Below are 22,140 nucleotides of genomic sequence, written 5' to 3'. Positions count from 1 at the left end.
GCTGGTCGGTCCGCTCCGGCGCTGCGGGGGCGTCGGTCACCGGCTCCTCCTCACGGTCAGGACGTGCGCGGGCTCGTGGTAGGGGTCCAGGCGCACGTAGTTGTGCTGCGACCACGACCACTCCTGGCCGGTGATCTCGTCCTGGACGACGAACGAGTCGCCCCAGTCCATGCCCATCGCAGGCAGGTCGAGGTGGACCGTGGTCTCGCGGGTGGCGTGGGGGTCGACGTTGACCACGACGATGACGTCGTCGGGCCAGCCGTCGGGGGTGTCCTCGGGGCGTGCGTGCTTGCTGAAGACCAGGACGTTGTCGTCGTCGCTGGAGTGGATGACGACGTTCCGCAGCAGCTGCAGGGCCTTGTGCTGGCGCCGGATCTCGTTGAGCCGCGTGAGGTACGGCGCCAGGGTGCGCCCCTCCTGCTCGGCGGCGTCCCAGTCGCGGACCCGGATCTGGTACTTCTCCGAGTCGAGGTACTCCTCGCTCCCGGGCTTGACCGCCACGTGCTCGAAGAGCTCGTATCCCGAGTACACGCCCCAGCTCGGCGCGCCGGTCGCCGCGATCGCGGCCCGGATCTTGAAGGCCGGCGGCCCGCCGTACTGGAGGTAGGCGTGGAGGATGTCGGGGGTGTTGACGAAGAAGTTCGGTCGCATCAGGTGGTCGGACTCCGTCGCCAGCTCGCGGAGGTACTCCTCGATCTCCCACCGCGCGTTGCGCCAGGTGAAGTAGGTGTAGCTCTGGTGGAAGCCCACCGCGCCGAGGCCGTGCATCATCGCGGGGCGGGTGAAGGCCTCGGAGAGGAACAGCACGTCCGGGTCGGTGCGGCGCACCTCCTTGAGCAGCCACTCCCAGAACGCCACCGGCTTGGTGTGCGGGTTGTCGACCCGGAAGATCCGGACGCCGTGGGCCATCCAGTGCCGCACGATCCGGAGCACCTCGCGGCAGATGCCGGTCGGGTCGTTGTCGAAGTTGACGGGGTAGATGTCCTGGTACTTCTTCGGCGGGTTCTCCGCGAACGCGATCGAGCCGTCGGCACGGGTCGTGAAGAACTCCGGGTGCTCGGTGACCCAGGGGTGGTCGGGGGCCACCTGGAGCGCGAGGTCGAGGGCGACCTCGAGGCCGAGCTCGCGGGCGCGGGCCACGAACGCGTCGAAGTCCTCGAGCGTCCCGAGGTCGGGGTGCACGGCGTCGTGGCCGCCGTCCTTGGACCCGATGGCCCAGGGGGAGCCGGGGTCGTCCGGGCCGGGCGTCAGCGTGTTGTTGGGCCCCTTGCGGTTGACCTCGCCGATCGGGTGGATGGGCGGCAGGTAGACCACGTCGAAGCCCATGGCGGCGGCGCGCTCCAAGCCGGCGACCGCCGTGCGGAACGTGCCGCTGGTGACCTTGCCGGTCTCGGGGTCGCGGGTGGCGCCCTCCGAGCGGGGGAAGAACTCGTACCAGCTGCCGAACAGCGCCAGCTCGCGGTCGGCGAAGAGGGGGTAGGGACCCTCGACCGTCACCAGCTCCCGCAGCGGGTGGCCGAGCAGGAGCGCCCCGAGCTCGGGGGACTGGAGGACCGCCAGTCGGGCGGCCTCGGGGCGCGCGGTGTCGGTGCAGGCTTCGATCGCCGCGTCGAGCACCTCGCGGGCGGCGACGTCCTTGCCGTCCAGGTCGCCGCGGACCCGTTCGAGCAGCAGGCGGCCCTCGGTGAACATGAGCTCCACGTCGACCCCGGCGGGGATCTTCAGGCCGGCCGCGTGCTGCCAGGTGGCGACCGGGTCGGACCAGGCCTGGACCTCGAAGGTCCACGCGCCCTCCACGTCGGGCGTCACCCAGGCGTCGTACCGGTCGGGGACCTCGGGGTGCTTGGCCATCCGCACCGGCGGTCGCCGCTGGCCGCGCGGGTCGGTGAGCACCACCTCCGCGCCGAGCTTGTCGTGCCCCTCTCGGAAGACCGTGGCGCGCACCGGCAGCGGCTCGCCGACGGTCGCCTTCGCCGGCTGCCGACCGAGGTCGACGACGGGCATGACGTTCATGACGGGGATGCGTCCGACCATTGCTCCAACCTAGTGAGGGCCCGGTGCGGGCACGCAAGCCGCGTGCCTCGCGGTCGCCCCCGGTACGACGCTCGCGTCGCCGCGGGTAGGGGCTCGACGGGCCTTGTACCCATCGGGCCAAGGGTCGAACGGGGAGCCGACGACTTCGCCGGAACATGTTGGATCGTTCAAAGAACCCCGCTAGCGTCGACGCCGTGCGTGCCATCCGTCGATTCACCGTCCGTCCCGTCCTCCCGCCCGAGCTGGCCTCGCTGGGCGAGCTCGTCGGCAACCTGCGCTGGTCGTGGCACCCGGAGACCCAGGACGTCTTCGCGCGCGTCGACCCCGAGCTCTGGGAGTCGACGGGCCACGACCCCGTGAAGCTGCTGGGCTCGGTCGGCCGGGCCCGGCTCGACGAGCTGGCGGGGGACCGGGACTTCCTCGACCAGCTCTCGGCCGCCCGTGCCGACCTCCAGCAGTACCTCACCGCGGACCGGTGGTACCAGCAGCGCGGGCCGGCGGACGGTCCGGCCGCGATCGGCTACTTCTCCCCGGAGTTCGGCATCACCGCCGTGCTGCCGCAGTACTCCGGTGGCCTCGGCATCCTGGCGGGCGACCACCTCAAGGCGGCCAGCGACCTCGGCGTCCCGATCATCGGGGTCGGCCTGCTCTACAAGCACGGCTACTTCAAGCAGTCGCTCTCCCGCGAGGGCTGGCAGCAGGAGACCTACCCGGTCCTCGACCCGGACGAGCTGCCGATCTCCCTCCTGCGCGACACCGACGGCACGCGGGCGACGGTCTCGCTCGCCATGCCCGACGGGCCGGACCTGCTCGCGAGGATCTGGGTGGCGAGCGTCGGGCGGGTGCCGCTGCTGATGCTCGACACCGACGTGGAGGAGAACCCCGACCACTACATCGGCGTCACCGACCGGCTCTACGGCGGCAACAGCGAGCACCGGCTGCGCCAGGAGCTGCTGCTCGGCGTCGGTGGCGTGCGCGCGCTGCGGACCTACGCCCGGATCACCGGCCACCCCGCGCCGGAGGTCTTCCACACCAACGAGGGCCACGCCGGCTTCCTCGGCCTGGAGCGGATCCGCGAGCTCACGGTCGCCGAGGGCGGCCCGGGGCTCGACTTCGACACCGCGCTCGAGGTCGGCCGCGCGTCGACCGTCTTCACCACCCACACCCCGGTCCCGGCGGGGATCGACCGGTTCCCGCGCACCCTGGTCGAGCAGTACCTCAGCGACGCGGGCCCGCTGCCCGGCGTACCCGTCGACCGGGTGCTGGCGCTCGGCGCGGAGGACTACGAGGGTGGCGACGCCGGGGTCTTCAACATGGCGGTGATGGGCTTCCGGCTCGCCCAGCGGGCCAACGGCGTCTCCCAGCTCCACGGCCACGTCTCGCGGGAGATGTTCAACGGGTTGTGGCCCGCCTTCGACGAGGCGGAGGTGCCCATCGGCTCCATCACCAACGGCGTGCACGCGCCCAGCTGGGTCGCGCGCGAGGTGATGGCGCTCGCCGTCGACGAGGGCGCGGACCCCGACGACCTCGACAGCTACTGGAGCGCGGTGGAGAAGATCCCCGGGCGCCGGATCTGGGACGTCAAGCGGCAGCTGCGCGAGCGGCTCGTGGCCGACGCGCGCCGGCGCCTGCGGCGCTCGTTCGAGAAGCGGGGCGCCGCGCCGGCCGAGCTCGGCTGGATCGACGACGCGCTCGACCCGGACGTGCTGACCATCGGCTTCGCGCGCCGGGCCGCGTCGTACAAGCGCCTGACCCTGCTGCTGCGCGACCCCGACCGGCTCAGGCGGCTGCTGACCGACCCGGAGCGACCGGTGCAGCTGGTGATGGCGGGCAAGGCGCACCCGGCCGACGACGGCGGCAAGAAGCTGATCCAGGCCATCGTCCAGCTCGCCGACGACCCGGAGCTGCGCAACCGGATCGTCTACCTCCCCAACTACGACATCGCGATGGCGCAGCCGCTCTACCCCGGCTGCGACGTGTGGCTGAACAACCCGCTGCGCCCCTACGAGGCGTGCGGCACCTCCGGCATGAAGGCCGCCCTGAACGGTGGGCTCAACCTCTCCATCCTCGACGGGTGGTGGGACGAGTGGTACGACGGCGAGAACGGCTGGGCGATCCCGTCCGCCGACGGCGTCGAGGACGTCGACCGGCGTGACGACCTCGAGGCGGCGGCGCTCTACGACCTGATCGAGAACGAGGTCGCTCCCCGCTTCTACGACGTCGACGGCGAGGGCGTCCCCACCCGCTGGCTGGAGATGCTGCGCCACACGCTGACCTCGCTGGGGCCCAAGGTGCTGGCCACCCGGATGGTGCGCGACTACACCCAGGAGCTCTACGTCCCGGCCGCCGTCAACGCCCGGCGAGCCAACGACGACTACGCCGGGGCGGCGCAGCTCGCGGCGTGGAAGCGGAAGGTCCGCTCGGCCTGGCCCGGCGTGCGCGTGGAGCACGTGGAGAGCATGGGCGTCGGCGACGCCCCCGAGGTCGGCGCGGTGATGTCGGTGCGCGCCTACGTCGCGCTAGGCGACCTCTCGCCCGAGGACGTCACCGTGCAGCTGGTGCACGGCCGCGCGACGAGCGAGGACGAGCTGCGCGACACCACCGTCACCGAGCTGCAGGTCGCGGAGAGCTACGAGGGCGGCCGCCACCGGTTCGACGGCGAGGTGACGCTGGGCCACTCCGGCGCCTTCGGCTGGACCGTCCGCGTCCTGCCGGTCAACGACCTCCTGGTCTCCCCGGCCGAGATGGGCCTCGTCGCGCTGCCGGCCTGACCGTCGAGGTGGCAGCCCCGCACGGTCGAGGTGGCAGCCCCGCACGGCTCAGGCCTGGCGCAGCACCACGACGGTACGGCGGCCCAGCACCAGCTCGTCGCCGGCCTTGACCTCCGTGCCGACCGGTAGCCGGGCGTCGGTCGACAGCACGACCTCGCCGGTCTGCACCCAGTCGTTCTCCGGCAGGTGCACCGATTGCGGCAGCCAGGTGGCGTTGAACCACAGGATGAAGGACTTGTCGACCTGCTGCTCGCCCCGCGGGCCGGGCGCACGCAGCGGCGCCCCGGACACGAACATGCCGATCGTCCGCAGCTCGGGGTCGTGCCAGTCCTCGGCCTCCATCTCCCGGCCGGAGGGGTGCAGCCAGGCCAGGTCCTTGGGGCCGCCGAGGATGGCGGGCCGGCCCTCGAACCAGTGCCGCTGCCGCAGGGCCGGGTGCTCGCGCCGGAGCCGGAGCGCCTGCTTGGTGACCTCGTGGACGTCGAGCCACGCGTCGTCGGGCCGCCAGTCGATCCAGGAGATCTCGTTGTCCTGGCAGTAGGCGTTGTTGTTGCCGCGCTGGGTGCGCCCCCGCTCGTCGCCGGCGGTGATCATCGGCACGCCGTTGGAGAGGCAGAGGGTCGCCATCAGGTTCGCCGCCTGCCGCCGCCGGACCGCGACGAGCGCGGGGTCGTCGGTCTCGCCCTCGACGCCGTGGTTCCACGACCGGTTGTTGTCCGTGCCGTCCCGGTTGCCCTCGCCGTTGGCCTCGTTGTGCTTGTGCTCGTAGCTGACGAGGTCGCGCAGCGTGAAGCCGTCGTGGGCGGTGATGAAGTTGACCGAGGCGTACGGCGAGCGCCCGTCGTCGGCGTACAGGTCGCTCGAGCCGGCGAGCCGGGTGGCGACGGTGCGGATGCCCGGGGCGTGGTTGCGCCAGAAGTCCCGGATCTCGTCGCGGTACTGGTCGTTCCACTCCACCCACGGCGGCGGGAACTCGCCCACCCGGTAGCCCTCCATGGAGGCGTCCCAGGGCTCGGCGATGAGCTTCGCGTGCCGCAGCACCGGGTCCTGGCCGATGGCGGTGATCAGGTGGCAGTCCATGTCGATGCGGTGGTCGACCCGGGTCAGCGCCGACATGAGGTCGAAGCGGAAGCCGTCGACGTGCATCTCGCTCACCCAGTAGCGCAGCGAGTCGAGGATCAGCCGCAACGCGAACGGGTTGGCCGCGTCCACGGTGTTCCCGCAGCCCGTGACGTCCCAGTAGGTGTCCGGCGGGACCTCCGCCGGGTCGCCGCCCACCCGGCAGTAGACGGAGTCGTCGAGGCCGCGGAAGGACAGCGTCGGGCCCAGCGGCCCGGCCTCGGCCGTGTGGTTGTAGACGACGTCGAGGATGACCTCGAGACCGGCGTCGTGGAAGGCCTTGACCATCGCCTTGAACTCCGTCACCTGCTGCCCGCGGTCACCCGAGGAGGAGTAGGCGTTGTGGGGGGCGAAGTAGCCGAGGGTGTTGTAGCCCCAGTAGTTGGTCAGCCCGCGCTCGGCGAGGGCCGGCTCGGAGACGAACTGGTGGATCGGCAGCAGCTCCACCGCCGTCACGCCGAGGTCCTTGAGGTAGTCGATCACCGCCGGTGTCGCCAGCCCGGCGTACGTGCCGCGCAGCTCCTCGGGGACCCGGTCGTGGAGGGCGGTCATGCCCTTGACGTGGAGCTCGTAGATGACGGTGTCGCGCCAGCGCCGGCGCAGCGGCTGGTCGTCGCCCCAGTCGAAGTCGTCGCGGACGACCACGCCCAGCGGCACGTACGGCGCGGAGTCCTCCTCGCTCATCCGGTCCGGCGCGTCGAAGTCGTAGCCGAAGACGGCCGGCGTCACCGTGAGCTCCCCGGCGACCGCGCGCGCGAACGGGTCCAGCAGCAGCTTGTGCGGGTTGAACCGGAGGCCGGCCGCGGGGTCCCACGGGCCGTCGACGCGGTAGCCGTACCGGGTCCCCGGCCGGACGCCTGGGATGGCGCCGTGCCAGATGCCCAACGCCTGCTCGGTCAGCCGGTGGCGGGTCTCGCCGCCCTCGTCGTCGACCAGGCAGACCCACGCGGCCGTGGCCTGCGGCGCGTGCACCGCGAAGTTGGTCGACTCCTCGCTCCACGTCGCGCCGAGGGGCCAGTTGCGCCCCGGCCAGACGGCGGCGCGCTCTCCCTCGCTTCTCCACATCCCGGGACTCACCCCTTCATCCTCCCCGACGGCTGTCTGTGAGGTGCACAATGGCCCGCCAGTGGCCGGACGGGCACCTCGGGAGCCCCGCGCGGGGCGCGCCGGAACGACGACGACAGGGGAAGCGACATGGCACGGAAGGTCGACAGCGGAGGCTCGGAGGCGATCCGGACGCGGCTGGCGCAGGTGGCGTGGACGATCTGCGCGGTGGCGGCGCTCTTCCTGGCCATCGGCGCGCTGTGCATCGCACTCGGCGCCAACCGGGACAACGGCCTGGTGTCCTTCATCATCGACGTGGCCGACTTCGTCGACCTCGGGCTCTTCTCCCGCGAGAACGGCATCAAGGAGTTCGAGGGCGACAACGCCGAGACCAAGAACGTGCTGTTCAACTGGGGCCTGGGCGCGGTGGCGTGGCTGGTCGCGGGGCGTCTGCTCGACCGCGTCATCCGGCCGTGAGGGCCGCCGGCCCGCGCCGAGCGTTGTGAGGTAGTCCACCGACGGCCGTGTTCCCCCCTAGGTGACTCGGCGGTAGCCTCGCCACCACATCCGAGAGCACAGGAGGGGCCGAACCGGCCGTCACCATGAACATTGTTGTCTGTGTGAAGTACGTGCCCGACTCCACTGCTGATCGGCAGTTCGAGTCGGACAACACCGTGGACCGAGTCGGCGTCGACGGGCTCCTCTCGGAGCTCGACGAGTACGCCGTGGAGCAGGCGCTGCAGCTGAAGGAGAAGGCCGGCGACGACACCACCGTGACCGCGCTCTGCGTGGGTCCGGAGAAGGCGGTCGACGCCGTCCGGAAGGCGCTGCAGATGGGTGCCGACTCCGGTGTGCTCGTCTCCGACGAGGCCATCGCCGGCTCCGACTACGTCGCCACCTCGCTGGTGCTCGCCAAGGCGATCGAGAAGGCCGGCGCGGAGAAGCCGGTCGACCTCGTCATGTGCGGCATGGCCTCGACCGACGCCTCAGGCTCGGTCATCCCGGCGATGCTGGCCGAGCGGCTCGACCTGCCGCAGGTCACCTTCGCCTCGGTCGTGGAGACCCAGGGAGACCAGGTGCGTGTCAAGCGCGACTCCGACACCGCCACCGAGGTCATCGGCGCGACGATGCCGCTGGTCATGTCGGTCACCGACCAGACCGGCGAGGCCCGCTACCCGTCGTTCAAGGGGATCATGGCGGCGAAGAAGAAGCCGCTGGAGACCTGGTCGCTGTCCGACATCGGCGTCGACGCCGGCGAGGTCGGCCTGTCCGTGGCGTGGACCGAGGTCCAGGAGACCTCCGCCCGTCCGCCGCGCACCCAGGGCGAGGTCGTCAAGGACGAGGACGGCTCCGGCGCGACCGCGCTGACCGAGTTCCTCGTGTCCAAGAAGTTCATCTGAGGCGCTGGATCGGTAAGGGAGCAATCAATGTCTGAAGTCCTGGTCGTCGTCGACCACGTCGACGGTGCGATCCGCAAGCCGACCCTGGAGCTGCTGACCCTGGCCCGCCGCCTGGGCGAGGCCTCGGCGGTCTTCTTCGGCAACGCCTCCACGGGCGCCGAGGCTGCCCAGAAGCTCGGCCAGCACGGTGCCGAGAAGGTGTACGTCGTCGACGACACCGAGATCAAGGGCTACCTGGTGGCCCCGAAGGCCGAGGCGCTGGCCCAGCTGGTGGAGAAGACCTCCCCGGCTGCGGTGCTGTTCGTCTCCGGCTACGAGGGCAAGGAGGTCGCCGCCCGCCTGGCGATCAAGACCGGGTCGGGCCTCATCACCGACGCGGTCGACATCGAGGACGGCGGCGTCGCCACGCAGTCGGTCTTCGCCGGCAGCTTCACCGTCAAGGGCAAGGTCACCAAGGGTGTCCCGCTCATCACGGTGAAGCCCAACTCCGCCCCCGTGGAGGAGGTCGGCGCGGCCGGCACGGTCGAGGAGTTCGCCGCGACCATCTCCGACTCGGCGAAGAAGGCGCAGATCGTCGCGCAGCAGCCGCGGAAGGCCAGCGGCCGCCCGGAGCTCACCGAGGCCGCGATCGTGGTCTCCGGTGGTCGTGGCACCGGCGGCAACTTCGAGCCGATCGAGAACCTCGCCGACGCCCTCGGCGCGGCGGTCGGTGCCTCGCGCGCCGCGGTCGACTCCGGCTGGATGCCGCACAGCTTCCAGGTCGGACAGACCGGCAAGGTGGTCTCGCCGCAGCTCTACGTCGCCAACGGCATCTCCGGTGCGATCCAGCACCGGGCCGGCATGCAGACCTCGAAGACGATCGTGGCCGTCAACAAGGACGAGGAGGCCCCGATCTTCGAGCTCGTGGACTTCGGTGTCGTGGGCGACCTGCACTCGGTCCTCCCGGCCGCCACCGAGGAGATCAACAAGCGCAAGGGCTGACCTCAGCCCACCCGCCTCGACAGGGGAGGTTCCTCGACACCTGGTGCCGGAGAACCTCCCCTGTCGCATGCGGGGCGCCTTCGCGGTACGCCGCTCCAGCCGCGCTGGCGCAGCACCCGGGCGACGACCGTGGCGGCCCGGCACGGCTGCAGCACCTGCCGCCAGCCGAGCCGCCAACGTCAGGAGGCCGGCGCCGATGGCCTCGGCATCGCGCTCGAGGTCGGCCCACCGGTCGCCCTGGATGACGTCGTCCCGGACGTGCGTCCGGGAGCGGGCCGGCGCCGCCCTATCCTCCTGCCATGACCACCGAGCAGGACGTCCTCGACCTCGCCACCCGGGCCCGGGTGGCCGCGCGGGCGCTGGCGCTCGCCACCCGTGCGGAGAAGGACGCCGCGCTCCACGCCATGGCCGAGGCCCTGCTCTCCGAGGCCGAGCGGGTGCTGGCCGCCAACGCCGAGGACGTCGCGCGCGCCGAGCAGGGCGGCACGCCGGCGAACGTGGTCGACCGGCTCCGGCTCACCGACGAGCGGCTGGCCGGCATGGCGCAGGGCCTGCGCGAGGTCGCGGGCCTGCCCGACCCGGTCGGCGAGGTCGTCCGGGGGAGCACGCTGGCCAACGGGCTCGAGCTGCGCCAGGTCCGGGTGCCGTTCGGCGTGGTCGGCATGATCTACGAGGCCCGGCCCAACGTCACCGCCGACGCCGCCGGGATCTGCCTGAAGTCCGGGAACGCCGTGCTGCTGCGCGGCTCCTCCAGCGCCGCCTCGAGCAACGCCGCGATCGTCGGGGTGCTGCGCGACGCGGCCGCCTCCGCCGGCCTCCCCGCGGACGTCGTGCAGCTGGTGCCCAGCCAGACGAGGGACACCGTCAAGGCGCTCATGCGCGCTCGCGGGCACGTCGACGTCCTCATCCCGCGCGGGGGCGCCGGCCTGATCCGCTCGGTCGTGGAGGAGTCGACCGTCCCGGTCATCGAGACCGGCGTCGGCAACTGCCACGTGTACGTCGACCGCGCCGCCGACCTCGACAAGGCGCTGGCCCTGGTGCTCAACAGCAAGACCCACCGCACGAGCGTGTGCAACGCCGCCGAGTCGCTGCTCGTCCACGCCGAGGTCGCCGAGGCGTTCCTGCCCCGGGTCGTCGCCGCGCTGCGAGAGGCCGGGGTGACCGTCCACGGCGACGCGGCGTTCACGGCGTACGACGGGGTGGTCGCCGCGACCGACGACGACTACGGCCGCGAGTACCTCTCCCTCGACATCGCCGCCGCGGTGGTGCCCGACCTCGACGCCGCGCTCGACCACGTCCGCCGGTTCTCCAGCGGCCACTCCGACGCGATCGTCACCGAGGACCAGGGCGCCGCCCGCCGGTTCGTCGCGGAGGTCGACTCCGCCGCGGTGCTGGTGAACGCCTCGACCCGGTTCACCGACGGCGGCGAGTTCGGCTTCGGCGCCGAGATCGGGATCAGCACCCAGAAGCTCCACGCCCGTGGGCCGATGGGGCTGCCGGAGATGACGTCGACCAAGTACGTCGTGACGGGGGACGGCCACGTCCGCTGAGGACCGCTGCCGGTAGCATGCTGCCCATGCTGAACGCGCTCACGATCCTCGCCGCCGCCGAGGAGGCCCACCACGAGGTCAACTCCGCCCTGAGCTGGGGCATCGGTGCGGTGACCCTCGCCATCCTGCTCGGCATGATGTTCGCGCTGATGGCCATCGGCGGCGGGCGAGAGCACAGCTGAGCGCCGCACCGGCCGGCCCCGCGCCCGTGGACGGTCCCGTCCCGGCGCGCCGGGTGGGCGTCATGGGTGGGACGTTCGACCCCATCCACCACGGGCACCTCGTCGCGGCCGCCGAGGTGCAGGCGTGGTTCGACCTCGACGAGGTCGTCTTCGTGCCGGCCGGCGACCCCTGGCAGAAGTCCGAGCGCGTGGTCTCGCCGGCCGAGCACCGCTACCTGATGACGGTCGTGGCGACCGCGTCGAACCCGCGGTTCACCGTGTCGCGGGTCGACCTGGAGCGCGCCGGGCCGACGTACACGATCGACACCCTGCGCGACCTGCACGCGGCCATGCCCGACGCCGAGCTGTACTTCATCACCGGCGCCGACGCCCTGGCCAACATCTTCACCTGGCGCAACGCCGAGGAGCTCTTCGCGCTGGCGAAGTTCGTGGGCTGCACGCGGCCCGGGTACACCATGGACGCGACGACGCTCGCCACCATCCCGGCCGACCGGGTGACGATGGTGGAGATCCCCGCGCTGGCGATCAGCTCCACCGACTGCCGTGAGCGCACCCGTCGCGGCGAGCCGGTCTGGTACCTCGTGCCGGACGGCGTCGTCCAGTACATCGCCAAGCACCAGCTCTACCCCGCAGAGTCCACGACCTCCCCACCGACCCCCGGAGCCCCATGACCGCCACCGACCACGCCCTCGAGCTCGTCCACGCCGCCGCACGCGCGGCCGGCGACAAGCTGGCCAAGCAGATCGTCGCCTTCGACGTCAGCGAGCAGCTGGCCATCACCGACGCCTTCGTCCTCGCCTCGGCCAGCAACGACCGCCAGGTCAAGGCCATCGTCGACGAGGTGGAGGACAAGCTCCGGGAGATCGGTGCGAAGCCGATCCGCCGGGAGGGCGAGCGGGACGGTCGCTGGGTGCTCATCGACTACGGCGAGATCGTCGTCCACGTCCAGCACGAGGAGGAGCGGCAGTTCTACGCCCTCGAGCGGCTGTGGCGCGACTGCCCGACGATCGCGCTGCCGGCTGACGTGACCGGCCCGGCGAACTCCTCCGACGCCGGCACTGACGCCGGCACTGACGCCGGCACCGACGCCGCCGACCAGCCAGGGGAGTGAGCGGCGCCGACCCGGCCGTGCGCCGGCTGGTGGTGGTGCGCCACGGCCGCACCGCCTGGAACCACGAGTCCCGGATCCAGGGCCAGCAGGACGTCGGGCTCGACGAGGTCGGGCGCGCCCAGGCGGCCGCCGCGGCGCCGTACCTCGCGGCGTACGGCCCCACCCGGCTGGTCACCTCCGACCTGGCCCGCGCCCGGGAGACCGCGGCGTACGTCGCCGAGCACGCCGGCCTCGAGGCGGAGCCCGACCCGCGGCTGCGGGAGGCGATGCTCGGCGTGCGCGAGGCGATGACGCACGAGGAGTACGCCCGCGTCGCGCCCGAGGAGTTCGCGCAGTTCCGCGCGGGCAACTGGGACGCCGTCCCTGGCGGGGAGGGCCTCGCCGCCATGCGGGACCGGATGGTGGCGGCGCTGGGCGAGGTCCTCGGCGCCACGGCGGCGGGGGAGACCTCGGTCGCGGTCAGCCACGGCGGGGCGATCAAGGTGGCCACCACAGCACTGCTGGGCTGGCCGCACGAGGCGGCGCTGGGCCTGCGCGCGCTGCGCAACTGCCAGTGGCTGGTGCTGGAGCAGGCGGGCGACGGGCGGTCGCCGGTGCTCGCGGCGTACGGCGTCACCCCGATTTCGTCTTCCGATCGGCTATGAGTAACATTCTGCGAGCCGCCTGACGGGGAGACCCGAGGGCAGCGGTTTGGGGCTGTGGCGCAGCTGGTAGCGCATCTGCATGGCATGCAGAGGGTCAGGGGTTCGAGTCCCCTCAGCTCCACTTCGTGAGAAGCGAGGTGAGACTCCGGTCCACCTCGCTTCGTCGTTGAGGCGTCGGTGAGAACGTCGTCGAGGGCCGGATGGCACGGGATCACACCGGATGCCACAGTTCTCCCGTGTCCCTGATCATGTCGCGAGCCGACCTCGACTTCCTCCTGCACGAGTGGCTCGGCGTCGAGGAGCTCCTCGGTCGTCCCCGCTACGCCGAGCACTCCCGCGAGACCTTCGACGCGGTGCTGGACCTCGCCGAGACCGTCGCCACGCGGCACTTCGCCACGCACAACAAGCGCAACGACGCCGAGGAGCCGCAGTTCGTCGACGGCCGGGCCGTGCTGCACCCGGAGGTGGCCGAGGCGCTCGAGGTCTACGCGAGCAGCGGCTTCACCGGCGCGACGTTCGACGAGGAGCTCGGGGGCATGCAGCTGCCGCAGGTCGTCGCCGCGGCGACGTCGGCGTGGTTCCAGGCCGCCAACTGCGGGACGGCCGGCTACCCCTTCCTCACCCAGGCCAACGCCCACCTCCTCGCCACCCACGGCACGTCCGAGCAGGTCGACGCCTACGTCCGTCCGATGCTCGAGGGTCGCTTCTTCGGCACGATGTGCCTCTCCGAACCGCAGGCCGGGTCCTCGCTGGCCGACGTCACCACCACCGCGGTGCCGCAGCCGGACGGCACGTTCCGGCTGCGGGGCACCAAGATGTGGATCTCGGGCGGTGACCACGAGATGGGCGAGAACATCGTCCACCTCGTCCTCGCCCGCACCGAGGGGGCGCCCGCCGGCACCAAGGGCATCTCGCTCTTCCTCGTCCCCAAGCACCTGCTGGCCGAGGACGGCAGCGTCGGCGAGCGGAACGACGTGGTGCTGGCCGGGCTGAACCACAAGATGGGCTGGCGCGGGACCACGAACACGCTGCTCTCCTTCGGCGAGGGTGCGCACCGCCCCGGCGGCGAGCCGGGGGCCGTCGGCCACCTCGTCGGCGAGCAGCACCGAGGCCTGGCCCTGATGTTCCACATGATGAACGAAGCCCGGGTGGGCGTGGGGCTCGGCGCGGCCGCCCTCGGCTACACCGGCTACCTCAAGGCCCTCGACTACGCCCGCACCCGGCCGCAGGGCAGGTTGCCGCAGGCCAAGGACCCCTCCTCGCCGCCGGTGCCGATCATCGAGCACGCCGACGTCCGGCGGATGCTGCTCACGATGAAGGCCTACGTCGAGGGCGGGCTCGCACTGGTGCTCCACGCCGCCCGCCTGGTCGACGAGGAGCGGACCCACCCGGATCCGGAGGAGGCGGCCCGCGCGCACCTGCTGCTCGACACCCTCACCCCGATCGTGAAGTCGTGGCCCTCCCAGTGGTGCCTGGCCGCCAACGACCTCGCCATCCAGGTGCACGGCGGCTACGGCTACACGCGCGAGTACGACGTCGAGCAGCACTACCGCGACAACCGGCTCAACCCGATCCACGAGGGCACCCACGGCATCCAGGGCCTCGACCTGCTCGGCCGCAAGGTCGTGGCCGAGGGGGGCGCGGGGCTGCGCCTGCTCGCCGAGCGGATCACCGCGACCACCGACGAGGCGGCGCGCCGCGGCGGCGACCTGGCCGAGGACGGCGCGCGGCTGCGTGCGACCGTCGACCGGCTGGTCGAGGTCACGGGCCGGCTCTGGTCGACCGGTGACCCGGAGACGGCGCTCGCGCACTCCTCGACGTACCTGGAGGTCGCGGGCCACGTCGTCGTGGCGTGGCTGTGGCTGCAGCAGGCGCTCGTCGCCGAGGGCGGGACGAGCGACCTCCACGAGGGCAAGCGGCACGCGGCCCGGTGGTTCCTGCGCACCGAGCTGCCGCGCACCGGTCCGCAGCTCGACCTCCTCGAGCGGCTGGACCGGTCGCCCCTGGACGTGCCGGAGACCGCCTTCTAGGTGTGCCGAGCCAGGACGACTCAGCGGCGCGCCGGCAGGCTGCGCGCCCGCACGACGAGGTCGTCGCGCTGGACGAACTTCGCCAGCAGTCGCGCGAGGGACTCCTTCTCCTCCAGCGACCAGGCCTCCAGCCCGTCGAGGATCCGGCCGCGGCGCTCGTCCTCCGCCAGGTCGAGGGCGCCGGCGGTCGCGTCGGTGAGGCACACCGTCGCGTGCGGTCCGACGCCGAGCCGGGAGACGAGGCCGCGCGCGGCCAGGTCGTCGACGTGCCGGGCGACCTCGCTCGGCGGGAGCTGGAGCTGCGCCGCCACGTCGCCCTCCCGCAGCGGCCCGTAGCGCTTGAGCCGGAAGAGCACCACGAGCGGCTGGCGGCCCAGGCCGGGCGACAGCCGGTGGGCGGCGCGCGCCAGGTAGGCGTCCGCCTGCGCGGCGTACTCCGTCAGCGCCTCGTGCACCAGGTCCTCGACCCGGTCCTCCGTGCGGTCCACGACAGGCTCCCCTCTGTGCCGGTCTCGTCCCAGGACACGACGGTAACGCTCGTCACAGCGGGGCGTGCGTGGTCTAGGATTTCTGGAACGGGTTCTAGTCCAGGAGGCTCCGCATGGCCGATCAGTTCAACCTCGCCACGGTGTTCCGGACGGTCGCCCGCACCGTCCCGGACCAGGAGGTGCTGGTCTGGCGCGACCGGCGGCTGACCTACCGGGAGCTCGACCAGCGGGTCGACGGGCTGGCCCACTTCCTCGCCGCGCAGGGCCTCGGCTGCCACACCGAGCGCAGCGGCCTGGCCGGCCACGAGTCGGGGCAGGACCACGTCGGGCTCTACCTGCGCAACGGCAACGAGTACCTCGAGGGCATGCTCGGCGCCTACCGGGCCCGCGCGACGGCGGTGAACGTCAACTACCGGTACGTCGAGGAGGAGCTGGCCTACCTGCTCGCCGACGCCCGGACGACCGCGCTCGTCTACCACGCGGAGTTCGCGCCGCGGGTCGCGGCGATCCGGGACCGGCTGCCCGACCTGCGCGTGCTCGTCCAGGTGGCCGACGAGTCGGGGCACGACCTGCTGCCCGGCGCGGTCGACTACGAGGAGGCCCTGCGGACGCCGGAGCCGGCCGGCGGGATGCCCGAGCCGTCCCCGGACGACCTGTTCGTGCTCTACACCGGCGGCACGACCGGCATGCCGAAGGGGGTGCTGTGGCGCCAGGACGACATCTACGTCACCTCGATGGGCGGCACGCCGTTCGGGACGACCGAGCCCCACCCCTCCTACGACTCGATCGCGGAGGCGGCCCGGACGGCGAACGGCGGCATGGTGCTGCTGATGGCGCTGCCGTTCATGCACGGCGCGGCCCAGTGGTCGACGTTCCACACCATCACCAACGGCGGCAAGATCGTCCTGCCCCACCACGTCGACCACCTGGACGCGGCGGACGTGCTGTCGACGGCGGTCCGGGAGGGCGCCGTGAGCATCCCGATCGTGGGCGACGCGGTGGCCCGCCCGCTGATCGACGAGCTGGAGCGCGGGAGCTACGACATGTCCGGCGTGGCGGCGTTCAACAACGGCAGCGCCCCGCTGACCCCGGGGGTCCGCGACCGGCTCCTCGAGCTCTGCCCCCACATGATCGTCATGGACGCGGCCGGCTCGTCGGAGACGGGGCTGCAGATGAGCTCGATGTCGCTCAAGGGCATGGAGGCGGAGGCCGCGACGTTCACGCCGGTGCCGACGACCACCGTGGTCGACGACCTCCTCACCCGGGTGCTGGAGCCGGGGGAGGGCGGTGGCTGGCTGGCGCAGCGCGGCCGGGTCCCGCTGGGCTACCTCGGCGACGAGGCGAAGACCGCCCGGACCTTCCCGGTCATCGGCGCCGAGCGCTTCTCGATCCCGGGCGACCGCGCCGACCTCCTCGAGGACGGCCGGATCTTGCTGCTGGGCCGCGACGGGGTGACGATCAACTCCGGCGGGGAGAAGATCTTCGTCGAGGAGGTGGAGCGGGCGCTGGCGGCGCACCCCGCCGTGCGCGACGTCGTGGTCGTGGGCCGGCCCTCCGAGCGGTGGGGCAGCGAGCCGGTCGCCGTGGTGCAGCTCGCGGAGGGCAGCGACGTCACCGACGAGGACCTGCTGGCCGAGTGCGGCCGCCACGTGGCGCGCTACAAGGTCCCGCGGGCCGTGGTCCGGGTCGGCTCGGTGGAGCGGTCGCCGTCGGGCAAGGCCGACTACCGGTGGGCGCGGAGCCGGGCGCTCGCCGAGACGGGCGTTTAGGTCAGGCTCACCTTTCTGGAATCATTCCAGAGAACGTGCTTCAGTGGTGGCATGACTGATCTCCTGCACTCCGACCAGACCCATGTCGCCAAGCCGGCCTTCACGGCCTCCGAGCAGCTCGCCAGCCACCTGCAGCAGCTCAGCGTCGACCTGATCGAGCTGCACCTGCAGGGCAAGCAGGCCCACTGGAACGTCGTCGGGTTGAACTTCCGCGACCTCCACCTGCAGCTCGACGAGGTCGTCGACGCCGCCCGCGAGTTCTCCGACCAGGTCGCCGAGCGGATGCGCGCGCTGTACGTCGTCCCCGACGGCCGCTCCGCCTCGGTCGCCGAGCAGACCAGCCTGGCGCCGTTCCCGGCCGGCGAGGTCAACACCGCCGAGACCGTCGACCTGATCACGACCGCGATCTACGGCGTGACCGGCACCGCGCGGCGCATCCACGACGAGGTGGACGCCGAGGACCCGACGACCGCCGACATCCTGCACGTCATCATCGAGCGCCTCGAGCAGCTGGCCTGGATGATCGACGCGGAGAACCGGGTCGCCAACCGCAGCCTCCCGCGGTCCATCCACCGCTGACCGCGCGGGGGTGGCGAGGTGCTGCTCAGGCGAGCTCGAGCTCGTCCCAGTCGACCTCCGCGGTCCGGGCCTGGTACTCCGCGACCAGGCCCGGCCAGTTGGTCGTGATCCGCGGGCCGTCGACGTACCAGCTGGAGCAGCCGGCCCACGCGCTCGTGGCCAGCCGGGACTGCATCTCGCGGTCGTAGGCGTCGGCGGCCGCGGCCCGCGGCTCCGCCGTGCGCAGCCCCTCGTCGGCGAGGCGGCGCGCGACCTGGGCGATGTACCCGGCCTGCGCCTCCATCATCGCGATGATCGAGCTGCCGCCGAGGTTGGTGTTGGGGCCGTAGATGCAGAACAGGTTCGGGAAGCCCGGCACCGTCATCCCGAGGTGGGCGCGGGCGCCGTCGGACCAGTGCTCGTGCAGGTCGCGGCCGCCCCGCCCGGTCACCTTCATCGGCGCGAGGAACTCCGTGGCGGCGAAGCCGGTGCCCCAGATGAGCACGTCGGCCCGGTGCAGCCGCCCGTCGGCGGTGCGCACGCCGTCGGGCTCCAGGCCGGTCACGGCCTCCGGCACCACCTCGACGTGCTCGCGGGCGAGCGCCGGGTACCACTCGTTGCTGAAGAGCACGCGCTTGCAGCCCAGCGGGTAGTCCGGCACGAGCGCCCGGCGCAGGGCCGGGTTCTTCACCGTGGCCCGCAGGTGCGCGCGCCACACGCCGCGGATCACCGCCATCAGGGGGCGGGTGGCCGGGGAGTCGCCGGCGAGCGCGCCGTTGAACCGCTCGGTGAGCCAGAACACCGCCCGACGCTCGGCGCGCAGCGCGGCCGGCACGCGCTCGAAGAGGCGGTGGTGGTGCGCCTTGTACTCCTGGTCGGGCTTGGGCAGGACGTAGGGCGCCGAGCGCTGGAAGACCGTCATCGACCCGACCCGGTCGACGATGCCGGGGACGAACTGGACGGCGCTCGCGCCGGTGCCGACCACCGCGACCCGCTTGCCGTCCAGGTCGACGTCGTGGCGCCACTGCGCGGAGTGGAAGGCCGGTCCGTCGAAGTGGCCGGGCACGGCCGGCAGCGCCGGGTTGGACAGCTGCCCGACCGCCGAGACCAGGAGGTCGGCCTCGAGGGTCTCGCCGGCCGCGGTCTCGACCCGCCAGGTCGCGCTCGCCTCGTCGTACGTCGCCGCCGTCACCTCGGTGCGCAGCCGGACGTGGTCGAGCAGGCCGTGCTCGCGCGCGGCGGCGCGGAGGTACTCGAGGATCTCCGGCTGGGTGCCGTAGCGCCGGCTCCACCGCGGGTTGGGCGCCCAGGACCACGAGTACAGCGGGGAGGGCACGTCGCAGGCGGCGTTGGGGTAGGTGTTGTCGCGCCACACCCCACCCACGTCGTCCGCGCGCTCGAGGATGGTGAGGTCGGTGCAGCCCTGCTCGCGCAGGGCGCGGGCGACGCCCAGGCCGCCGAAGCCGGCCCCGATGATGACGACACGCAGGTTCTCCATGGCGTGGAGCGTAGGAACCGTCGTGGGCCCGGCGGCAGGCCCGCCGATCACCATGCTTGATAATTCCGGCCATGGTGCGGCACCTGCCACCCGAACGGGCCCCGGACGACTGGGAGTACCCACGCGCGGTCGCGGGCGTCGCGCTCCTCGTGCGGTACGCCGTCGCGCGCGGCGTGCCCGCGCGGGTGGTCCTCGCGGGCACCGGGCTGCGGGAGGCCGACTTGGCCGTGGCCGACCGCGAGGTGACCGCCGCCCAGGAGCTCCGCGTGGTGCGCACGCTGCAGCGGCTCCTCCCCGGCTCGGGCGCCGACGTGGGCGCGACCTACCGCGCCTCGACGTTCGGGGTGCTCGGCTACGCCCTGCTCGCGAGCCGGACCGTCGGTGACGCCCTCGACGTGACGCTGCGCTTCATCGACCTCTCCTTCGCCTTCGCGCTGCCGCGCGCGGAGGTGGCGGACGGCCGGGTGCGGCTGGTGGTCGACGGAGGCGCGCTCCCCGCGGACGTGCGGGCCTTCCTCGTCGCCCGCGACGCGACGGCGATCGACGTCGTGGCGGCCGCGCTGGTGCCCGGCGGGCTCGGGTCGACGTTGACCGTGGCCGAGGACCACGCGGTGCTGGAGGTCCCGGCCGCCGAGCTCCAGCGGCCGCTGCCCCGCGACCCGCGGGCCACCTCGATGGCGCACGCCATGCTCCGCGACGTGGTCGCCCGCCGCCGCGAGCGGACGGGCGTCGCCCGCGACGTGCAGGTGCTCATCACCCAGCAGCTGCCCGACGGCGCGCCGATGGGTGCGGTCGCCGCGTCCCTGGGCCTGAGCGAGCGCAGCCTGCGCCGACGGCTGGCGGGTGAGGGGGTCGGCTACCGCGCGCTGGTCGACGAGGTGCGGGAGTCGCTGGCGCGCTCCCTGCTGGAGTCACGGGCGACGCTGCCCGTCGCAGACGTGGCGACGCGCCTCGGCTACGCCGACGCGGCTGCCTTCACCCACGCCTTCACCCGCTGGACGGGGGTGCCGCCCGCGGCGTACGCGCAAGGATCCAGGTGAGGCCGGGTGCGGTCAGGTGATCGTCATCCCGCCGTCGACCACGACGGTCTGCCCGGTGATGTAGCCGCCGGCCGGGGAGGCGAGGAAGACGGCCGTCGCCGCCAGCTCGGCGGGGTCGCCCTTGCGGCCCATCGGGATCCGGTCGCCGCGGGACTCGAGGTATCCCGGCGGGTACTGCTCGGTCATCTCGGAGTCGAAGAACCCCGGGGCGATCGCGTTGACACGGATGCCCTTCCGGCCGGTCCACTGCTGCGCCAGGTCACGGGTGAGGCCCATCAGGCCGGCCTTCGACGCGGCGTACGCCGCCTGCGGGAGGCCCGCCGTGGTGAGGCCCAGGACGGAGGAGATGTTGAGGATGCTCGAGCCCTCGCCCATCACCCGCCCGCAGGCCTGCGCCATCCAGTAGCAGCCGTGGAGGTTGACGTCGACGACCTGGCGGAACTGCTCGGGCGTCTCGCGGGTGGCGGGGACGGCGGTCCCGACGCCGGCGTTGTTGACGAGCACGTCGATGCTGCCGAGCTGCTCGACGGCCTGGGTCACCAGGTTGGTGCAGGAGTCGGGATCGACGACGTCGGTCTGCACGGCGAGGGCGCGGCGGCCGGCCGCCTCGACGAGGCGCGCGGTCTCGGCGAGCCGGTCGGCGCGGCGGGCGCCGAGGACGACGTCGGCGCCGGCCTCGGCGAAGGCCTGGGCGAACGCGACGCCGAGGCCGCTGGACGCGCCGGTGACGACGGCGACCTTGCCGTCGAGTCGGAACATGTCGGTGACGGTCATGCCGGGAACTCTAGGGGGAGGCCGAGCGTCTGACGCAGGCCGTCCGCGGCGCTGACGGCCGGTCGCCAGCCGAGCTGCTCCTTCGCGCGGGTGGTGTCCATGACCGCGGGGTGGGCCAGCGCCTCGACCCACTGCGCCGGCTGCGGCAGGCCGGGGAGGCCCGCGGCCAGTCGGGCCGCGAGGTGCGCCGGGCCCGCGGGCAGCGGCACCGGGATGCCACCCAGGATCCGGACGACGTCGGCGGCGGTGAGCGTGTCGTCAGCGGCGATGTTGTAGGCGCCCGGCGGTCCGGCGGCCACCACGCACCGCAGCAGCGCCGTGCCGACGTCGCTCTCGTGCACCAGCTGGACCGGCAGGTCGGGGACGAGCACGGGCACCGGCGGCAGCCGCTTCGGCAGCCGCTGCAGCACCTTGCCGGCCGCGGCGGCCCAGCCCGGCAGCGACACCTTGCCCCCCACCGCGTTCGGGCCCACGACGATCGACGGGCGGAGCAGGTAGAGCTCGGGACCGCCGCGCGCGCCCGCCTCCTCGCGCAGCAGCGCCTCCAGCTCCGCCTTCTGCTGGGCGTAGAAGAGCCGGTCCGCCGGCCGGGTCGGCCACTCCTCGGTGAGCCCCACCGGGTTGTCGGCGTGGAAGCCGTACGCCGCGACGGAGCTGGCGTAGACGAACCGGCGGGCCCCCGCCTCGGCGGCGGCCCGGTAGGCGTTCAGGGTGCCCTCGACGTTGACCGCACGGCTCACTGCGGGCGACCCGCCGACGATGAGGAACGCCAGGTGGACGACCACGTCGGCGTCGGCGAACGCCTCGGCCAGTGCCGCGCGGTCCCGCACGTCGCCCTGCCGGTAGGTGGTCTTGCGCCAGCCCCGCTCGGCCGGGTCGACCGGGCTGCGCGCCACCCCGACCACCCGGCGTACCCGGTCGTCGGTCTCGAGGAGCGGCACCAGCCCGGAGCCGAAGGTGCCGGTCGGCCCGGTCACGGCGACGGTGAGGCCCGCCCCGGCCCGGGGCTCGGTCTGCAGCTCGGTCATGGCGCCCCCGTACCCGGCCGGACGCCGCGCTACCATGGCGCCCATGCGCGAGACCCTGCTCCTTATCTAGCCGCGTCGACGAGCACGACCCGACGCGGCTGCCCCTCGTGAGGCGAGGG

The 22,140-nt window shown here is 72.9% G+C and carries 19 protein-coding genes and 1 tRNA gene; 14 read left to right on the top strand and 6 right to left on the bottom strand.

Annotated elements, in window-relative coordinates:
* Positions 1–36: 36 nt before the first annotated feature.
* Positions 37–2,034, bottom strand: a complete 1,998-nt coding sequence (locus ACSMHG_RS04130) for an alpha-1,4-glucan--maltose-1-phosphate maltosyltransferase (protein ID WP_435742137.1) — start codon at positions 2,032–2,034, stop codon at positions 37–39.
* 194 nt (positions 2,035–2,228) lie between these two features.
* On the opposite strand from ACSMHG_RS04130, the gene glgP reads away from it, so the two are divergent.
* A complete protein-coding gene (gene glgP / locus ACSMHG_RS04125) occupies positions 2,229–4,805 on the top strand; it encodes an alpha-glucan family phosphorylase (protein ID WP_435742136.1) in 2,577 nt (858 codons plus the stop codon).
* A gap of 48 nt (positions 4,806–4,853) precedes the next feature.
* Here glgP and glgX read toward each other — a convergent pair whose 3' ends face one another.
* Positions 4,854–7,001: a glycogen debranching protein GlgX gene (glgX, locus tag ACSMHG_RS04120; RefSeq protein ID WP_435742135.1), complete on the bottom strand. Its 2,148-nt coding sequence runs from the start codon at positions 6,999–7,001 to the stop codon at positions 4,854–4,856.
* Between the two features lie 117 nt (positions 7,002–7,118).
* Between glgX and ACSMHG_RS04115 the strand changes: the two genes are divergently transcribed.
* The 10 genes from ACSMHG_RS04115 (at position 7,119) to ACSMHG_RS04070 (ending at position 14,866) form a co-directional block, all read left to right on the top strand.
* Entirely contained in the window at positions 7,119–7,445 is a 327-nt protein-coding gene (locus tag ACSMHG_RS04115; protein WP_435742134.1) for a hypothetical protein, read from the top strand.
* A gap of 143 nt (positions 7,446–7,588) precedes the next feature.
* Positions 7,589–8,368 carry an electron transfer flavoprotein subunit beta/FixA family protein gene (locus tag ACSMHG_RS04110; RefSeq protein ID WP_435742133.1) on the top strand — a complete coding sequence of 260 codons (780 nt, stop codon included), beginning with the start codon at positions 7,589–7,591 and terminating at the stop codon, positions 8,366–8,368.
* A 27-nt stretch (positions 8,369–8,395) separates the two neighbouring features.
* On the top strand, positions 8,396–9,349 hold the full coding sequence (locus tag ACSMHG_RS04105) for an electron transfer flavoprotein subunit alpha/FixB family protein (RefSeq protein WP_435742132.1): 954 nt from the start codon (positions 8,396–8,398) through the stop codon (positions 9,347–9,349).
* A gap of 299 nt (positions 9,350–9,648) precedes the next feature.
* Positions 9,649–10,899, top strand: a complete 1,251-nt coding sequence (locus ACSMHG_RS04100) for a glutamate-5-semialdehyde dehydrogenase (protein WP_435742131.1) — start codon at positions 9,649–9,651, stop codon at positions 10,897–10,899.
* Between the two features lie 26 nt (positions 10,900–10,925).
* On the top strand, positions 10,926–11,081 hold the full coding sequence (locus ACSMHG_RS04095) for a hypothetical protein (protein WP_435742130.1): 156 nt from the start codon (positions 10,926–10,928) through the stop codon (positions 11,079–11,081).
* 62 nt (positions 11,082–11,143) lie between these two features.
* Positions 11,144–11,752, top strand: coding sequence for a nicotinate-nucleotide adenylyltransferase (nadD, locus tag ACSMHG_RS04090; protein ID WP_435742129.1), 609 nt, complete (start codon positions 11,144–11,146; stop codon positions 11,750–11,752).
* Positions 11,749–12,192, top strand: a complete 444-nt coding sequence (gene rsfS, locus ACSMHG_RS04085; protein WP_435742128.1) for a ribosome silencing factor — start codon at positions 11,749–11,751, stop codon at positions 12,190–12,192. Before nadD ends, rsfS begins: the two co-directional genes overlap by 4 nt.
* Positions 12,189–12,836, top strand: a complete 648-nt coding sequence (locus tag ACSMHG_RS04080; protein ID WP_435742126.1) for a histidine phosphatase family protein — start codon at positions 12,189–12,191, stop codon at positions 12,834–12,836. The genes rsfS and ACSMHG_RS04080 overlap by 4 nt, the downstream gene beginning before the upstream one ends.
* A 48-nt stretch (positions 12,837–12,884) precedes the next feature.
* A tRNA-Ala gene (locus ACSMHG_RS04075) sits at positions 12,885–12,957 on the top strand.
* Between the two features lie 115 nt (positions 12,958–13,072).
* Positions 13,073–14,866: an acyl-CoA dehydrogenase gene (locus ACSMHG_RS04070; protein WP_435742125.1), complete on the top strand. Its 1,794-nt coding sequence runs from the start codon at positions 13,073–13,075 to the stop codon at positions 14,864–14,866.
* Between the two features lie 20 nt (positions 14,867–14,886).
* Here the strand turns inward: ACSMHG_RS04070 and ACSMHG_RS04065 are convergent, their stop codons facing one another.
* Positions 14,887–15,354, bottom strand: coding sequence for a MarR family winged helix-turn-helix transcriptional regulator (locus ACSMHG_RS04065; RefSeq protein WP_435742124.1), 468 nt, complete (start codon positions 15,352–15,354; stop codon positions 14,887–14,889).
* A gap of 113 nt (positions 15,355–15,467) precedes the next feature.
* Between ACSMHG_RS04065 and ACSMHG_RS04060 the strand changes: the two genes are divergently transcribed.
* Positions 15,468–17,123: an acyl-CoA synthetase gene (locus ACSMHG_RS04060; RefSeq protein ID WP_435742123.1), complete on the top strand. Its 1,656-nt coding sequence runs from the start codon at positions 15,468–15,470 to the stop codon at positions 17,121–17,123.
* Between the two features lie 51 nt (positions 17,124–17,174).
* On the top strand, positions 17,175–17,702 hold the full coding sequence (locus tag ACSMHG_RS04055) for a Dps family protein (protein WP_435742122.1): 528 nt from the start codon (positions 17,175–17,177) through the stop codon (positions 17,700–17,702).
* A 25-nt stretch (positions 17,703–17,727) separates the two neighbouring features.
* On the opposite strand, the gene ACSMHG_RS04050 is transcribed toward ACSMHG_RS04055, so the two are convergent.
* Positions 17,728–19,179, bottom strand: a complete 1,452-nt coding sequence (locus ACSMHG_RS04050) for a flavin-containing monooxygenase (protein ID WP_435742121.1) — start codon at positions 19,177–19,179, stop codon at positions 17,728–17,730.
* A 71-nt stretch (positions 19,180–19,250) separates the two neighbouring features.
* Here ACSMHG_RS04050 and ACSMHG_RS04045 point away from each other — a divergent pair, with 71 nt between their 5' ends.
* Positions 19,251–20,219 (top strand): AraC family transcriptional regulator, encoded by a 969-nt coding sequence (locus tag ACSMHG_RS04045; protein WP_435742120.1) that lies wholly within the window; start codon positions 19,251–19,253, stop codon positions 20,217–20,219.
* 12 nt (positions 20,220–20,231) lie between these two features.
* Here ACSMHG_RS04045 and ACSMHG_RS04040 read toward each other — a convergent pair whose 3' ends face one another.
* Together ACSMHG_RS04040 and ACSMHG_RS04035 are read right to left on the bottom strand one after the other, a co-directional pair.
* Positions 20,232–20,993, bottom strand: a complete 762-nt coding sequence (locus ACSMHG_RS04040; protein WP_435742118.1) for an SDR family NAD(P)-dependent oxidoreductase — start codon at positions 20,991–20,993, stop codon at positions 20,232–20,234.
* On the bottom strand, positions 20,990–22,021 hold the full coding sequence (locus tag ACSMHG_RS04035) for an NAD-dependent epimerase/dehydratase family protein (RefSeq protein WP_435742117.1): 1,032 nt from the start codon (positions 22,019–22,021) through the stop codon (positions 20,990–20,992). The genes ACSMHG_RS04040 and ACSMHG_RS04035 overlap by 4 nt, the downstream gene beginning before the upstream one ends.
* Between the last annotated feature and the right edge of the window lie 119 nt (positions 22,022–22,140).

Source organism: Nocardioides ureilyticus (assembly GCF_051280745.1).
Taxonomy (GTDB): Bacteria; Actinomycetota; Actinomycetes; order Propionibacteriales; family Nocardioidaceae; genus Nocardioides.
Note: the sequence above shows the minus strand (reverse complement) of the source record. Positions and strands in the feature narration are given on the sequence as shown.

What these genes read in the sequence shown, in the direction of transcription:
- ACSMHG_RS04130 (WP_435742137.1), bottom strand. Translation starts at nt 2,034, where the DNA reads ATGGTCGGACGCATCCCCGTCATGAACGTCATGCCCGTCGTCGACCTC.
- ACSMHG_RS04115 (WP_435742134.1), top strand. Translation starts at nt 7,119, where the DNA reads ATGGCACGGAAGGTCGACAGCGGAGGCTCGGAGGCGATCCGGACGCGG.
- ACSMHG_RS04105 (WP_435742132.1), top strand. Translation starts at nt 8,396, where the DNA reads ATGTCTGAAGTCCTGGTCGTCGTCGACCACGTCGACGGTGCGATCCGC.
- ACSMHG_RS04100 (WP_435742131.1), top strand. Translation starts at nt 9,649, where the DNA reads ATGACCACCGAGCAGGACGTCCTCGACCTCGCCACCCGGGCCCGGGTG.
- ACSMHG_RS04095 (WP_435742130.1), top strand. Translation starts at nt 10,926, where the DNA reads ATGCTGAACGCGCTCACGATCCTCGCCGCCGCCGAGGAGGCCCACCAC.
- nadD (WP_435742129.1), top strand. Translation starts at nt 11,144, where the DNA reads ATGGGTGGGACGTTCGACCCCATCCACCACGGGCACCTCGTCGCGGCC.
- rsfS (WP_435742128.1), top strand. Translation starts at nt 11,749, where the DNA reads ATGACCGCCACCGACCACGCCCTCGAGCTCGTCCACGCCGCCGCACGC.
- ACSMHG_RS04060 (WP_435742123.1), top strand. Translation starts at nt 15,468, where the DNA reads ATGGCCGATCAGTTCAACCTCGCCACGGTGTTCCGGACGGTCGCCCGC.
- ACSMHG_RS04055 (WP_435742122.1), top strand. Translation starts at nt 17,175, where the DNA reads ATGACTGATCTCCTGCACTCCGACCAGACCCATGTCGCCAAGCCGGCC.
- ACSMHG_RS04050 (WP_435742121.1), bottom strand. Translation starts at nt 19,179, where the DNA reads ATGGAGAACCTGCGTGTCGTCATCATCGGGGCCGGCTTCGGCGGCCTG.
- ACSMHG_RS04045 (WP_435742120.1), top strand. Translation starts at nt 19,251, where the DNA reads ATGGTGCGGCACCTGCCACCCGAACGGGCCCCGGACGACTGGGAGTAC.
- ACSMHG_RS04040 (WP_435742118.1), bottom strand. Translation starts at nt 20,993, where the DNA reads ATGACCGTCACCGACATGTTCCGACTCGACGGCAAGGTCGCCGTCGTC.
- ACSMHG_RS04035 (WP_435742117.1), bottom strand. Translation starts at nt 22,021, where the DNA reads ATGACCGAGCTGCAGACCGAGCCCCGGGCCGGGGCGGGCCTCACCGTC.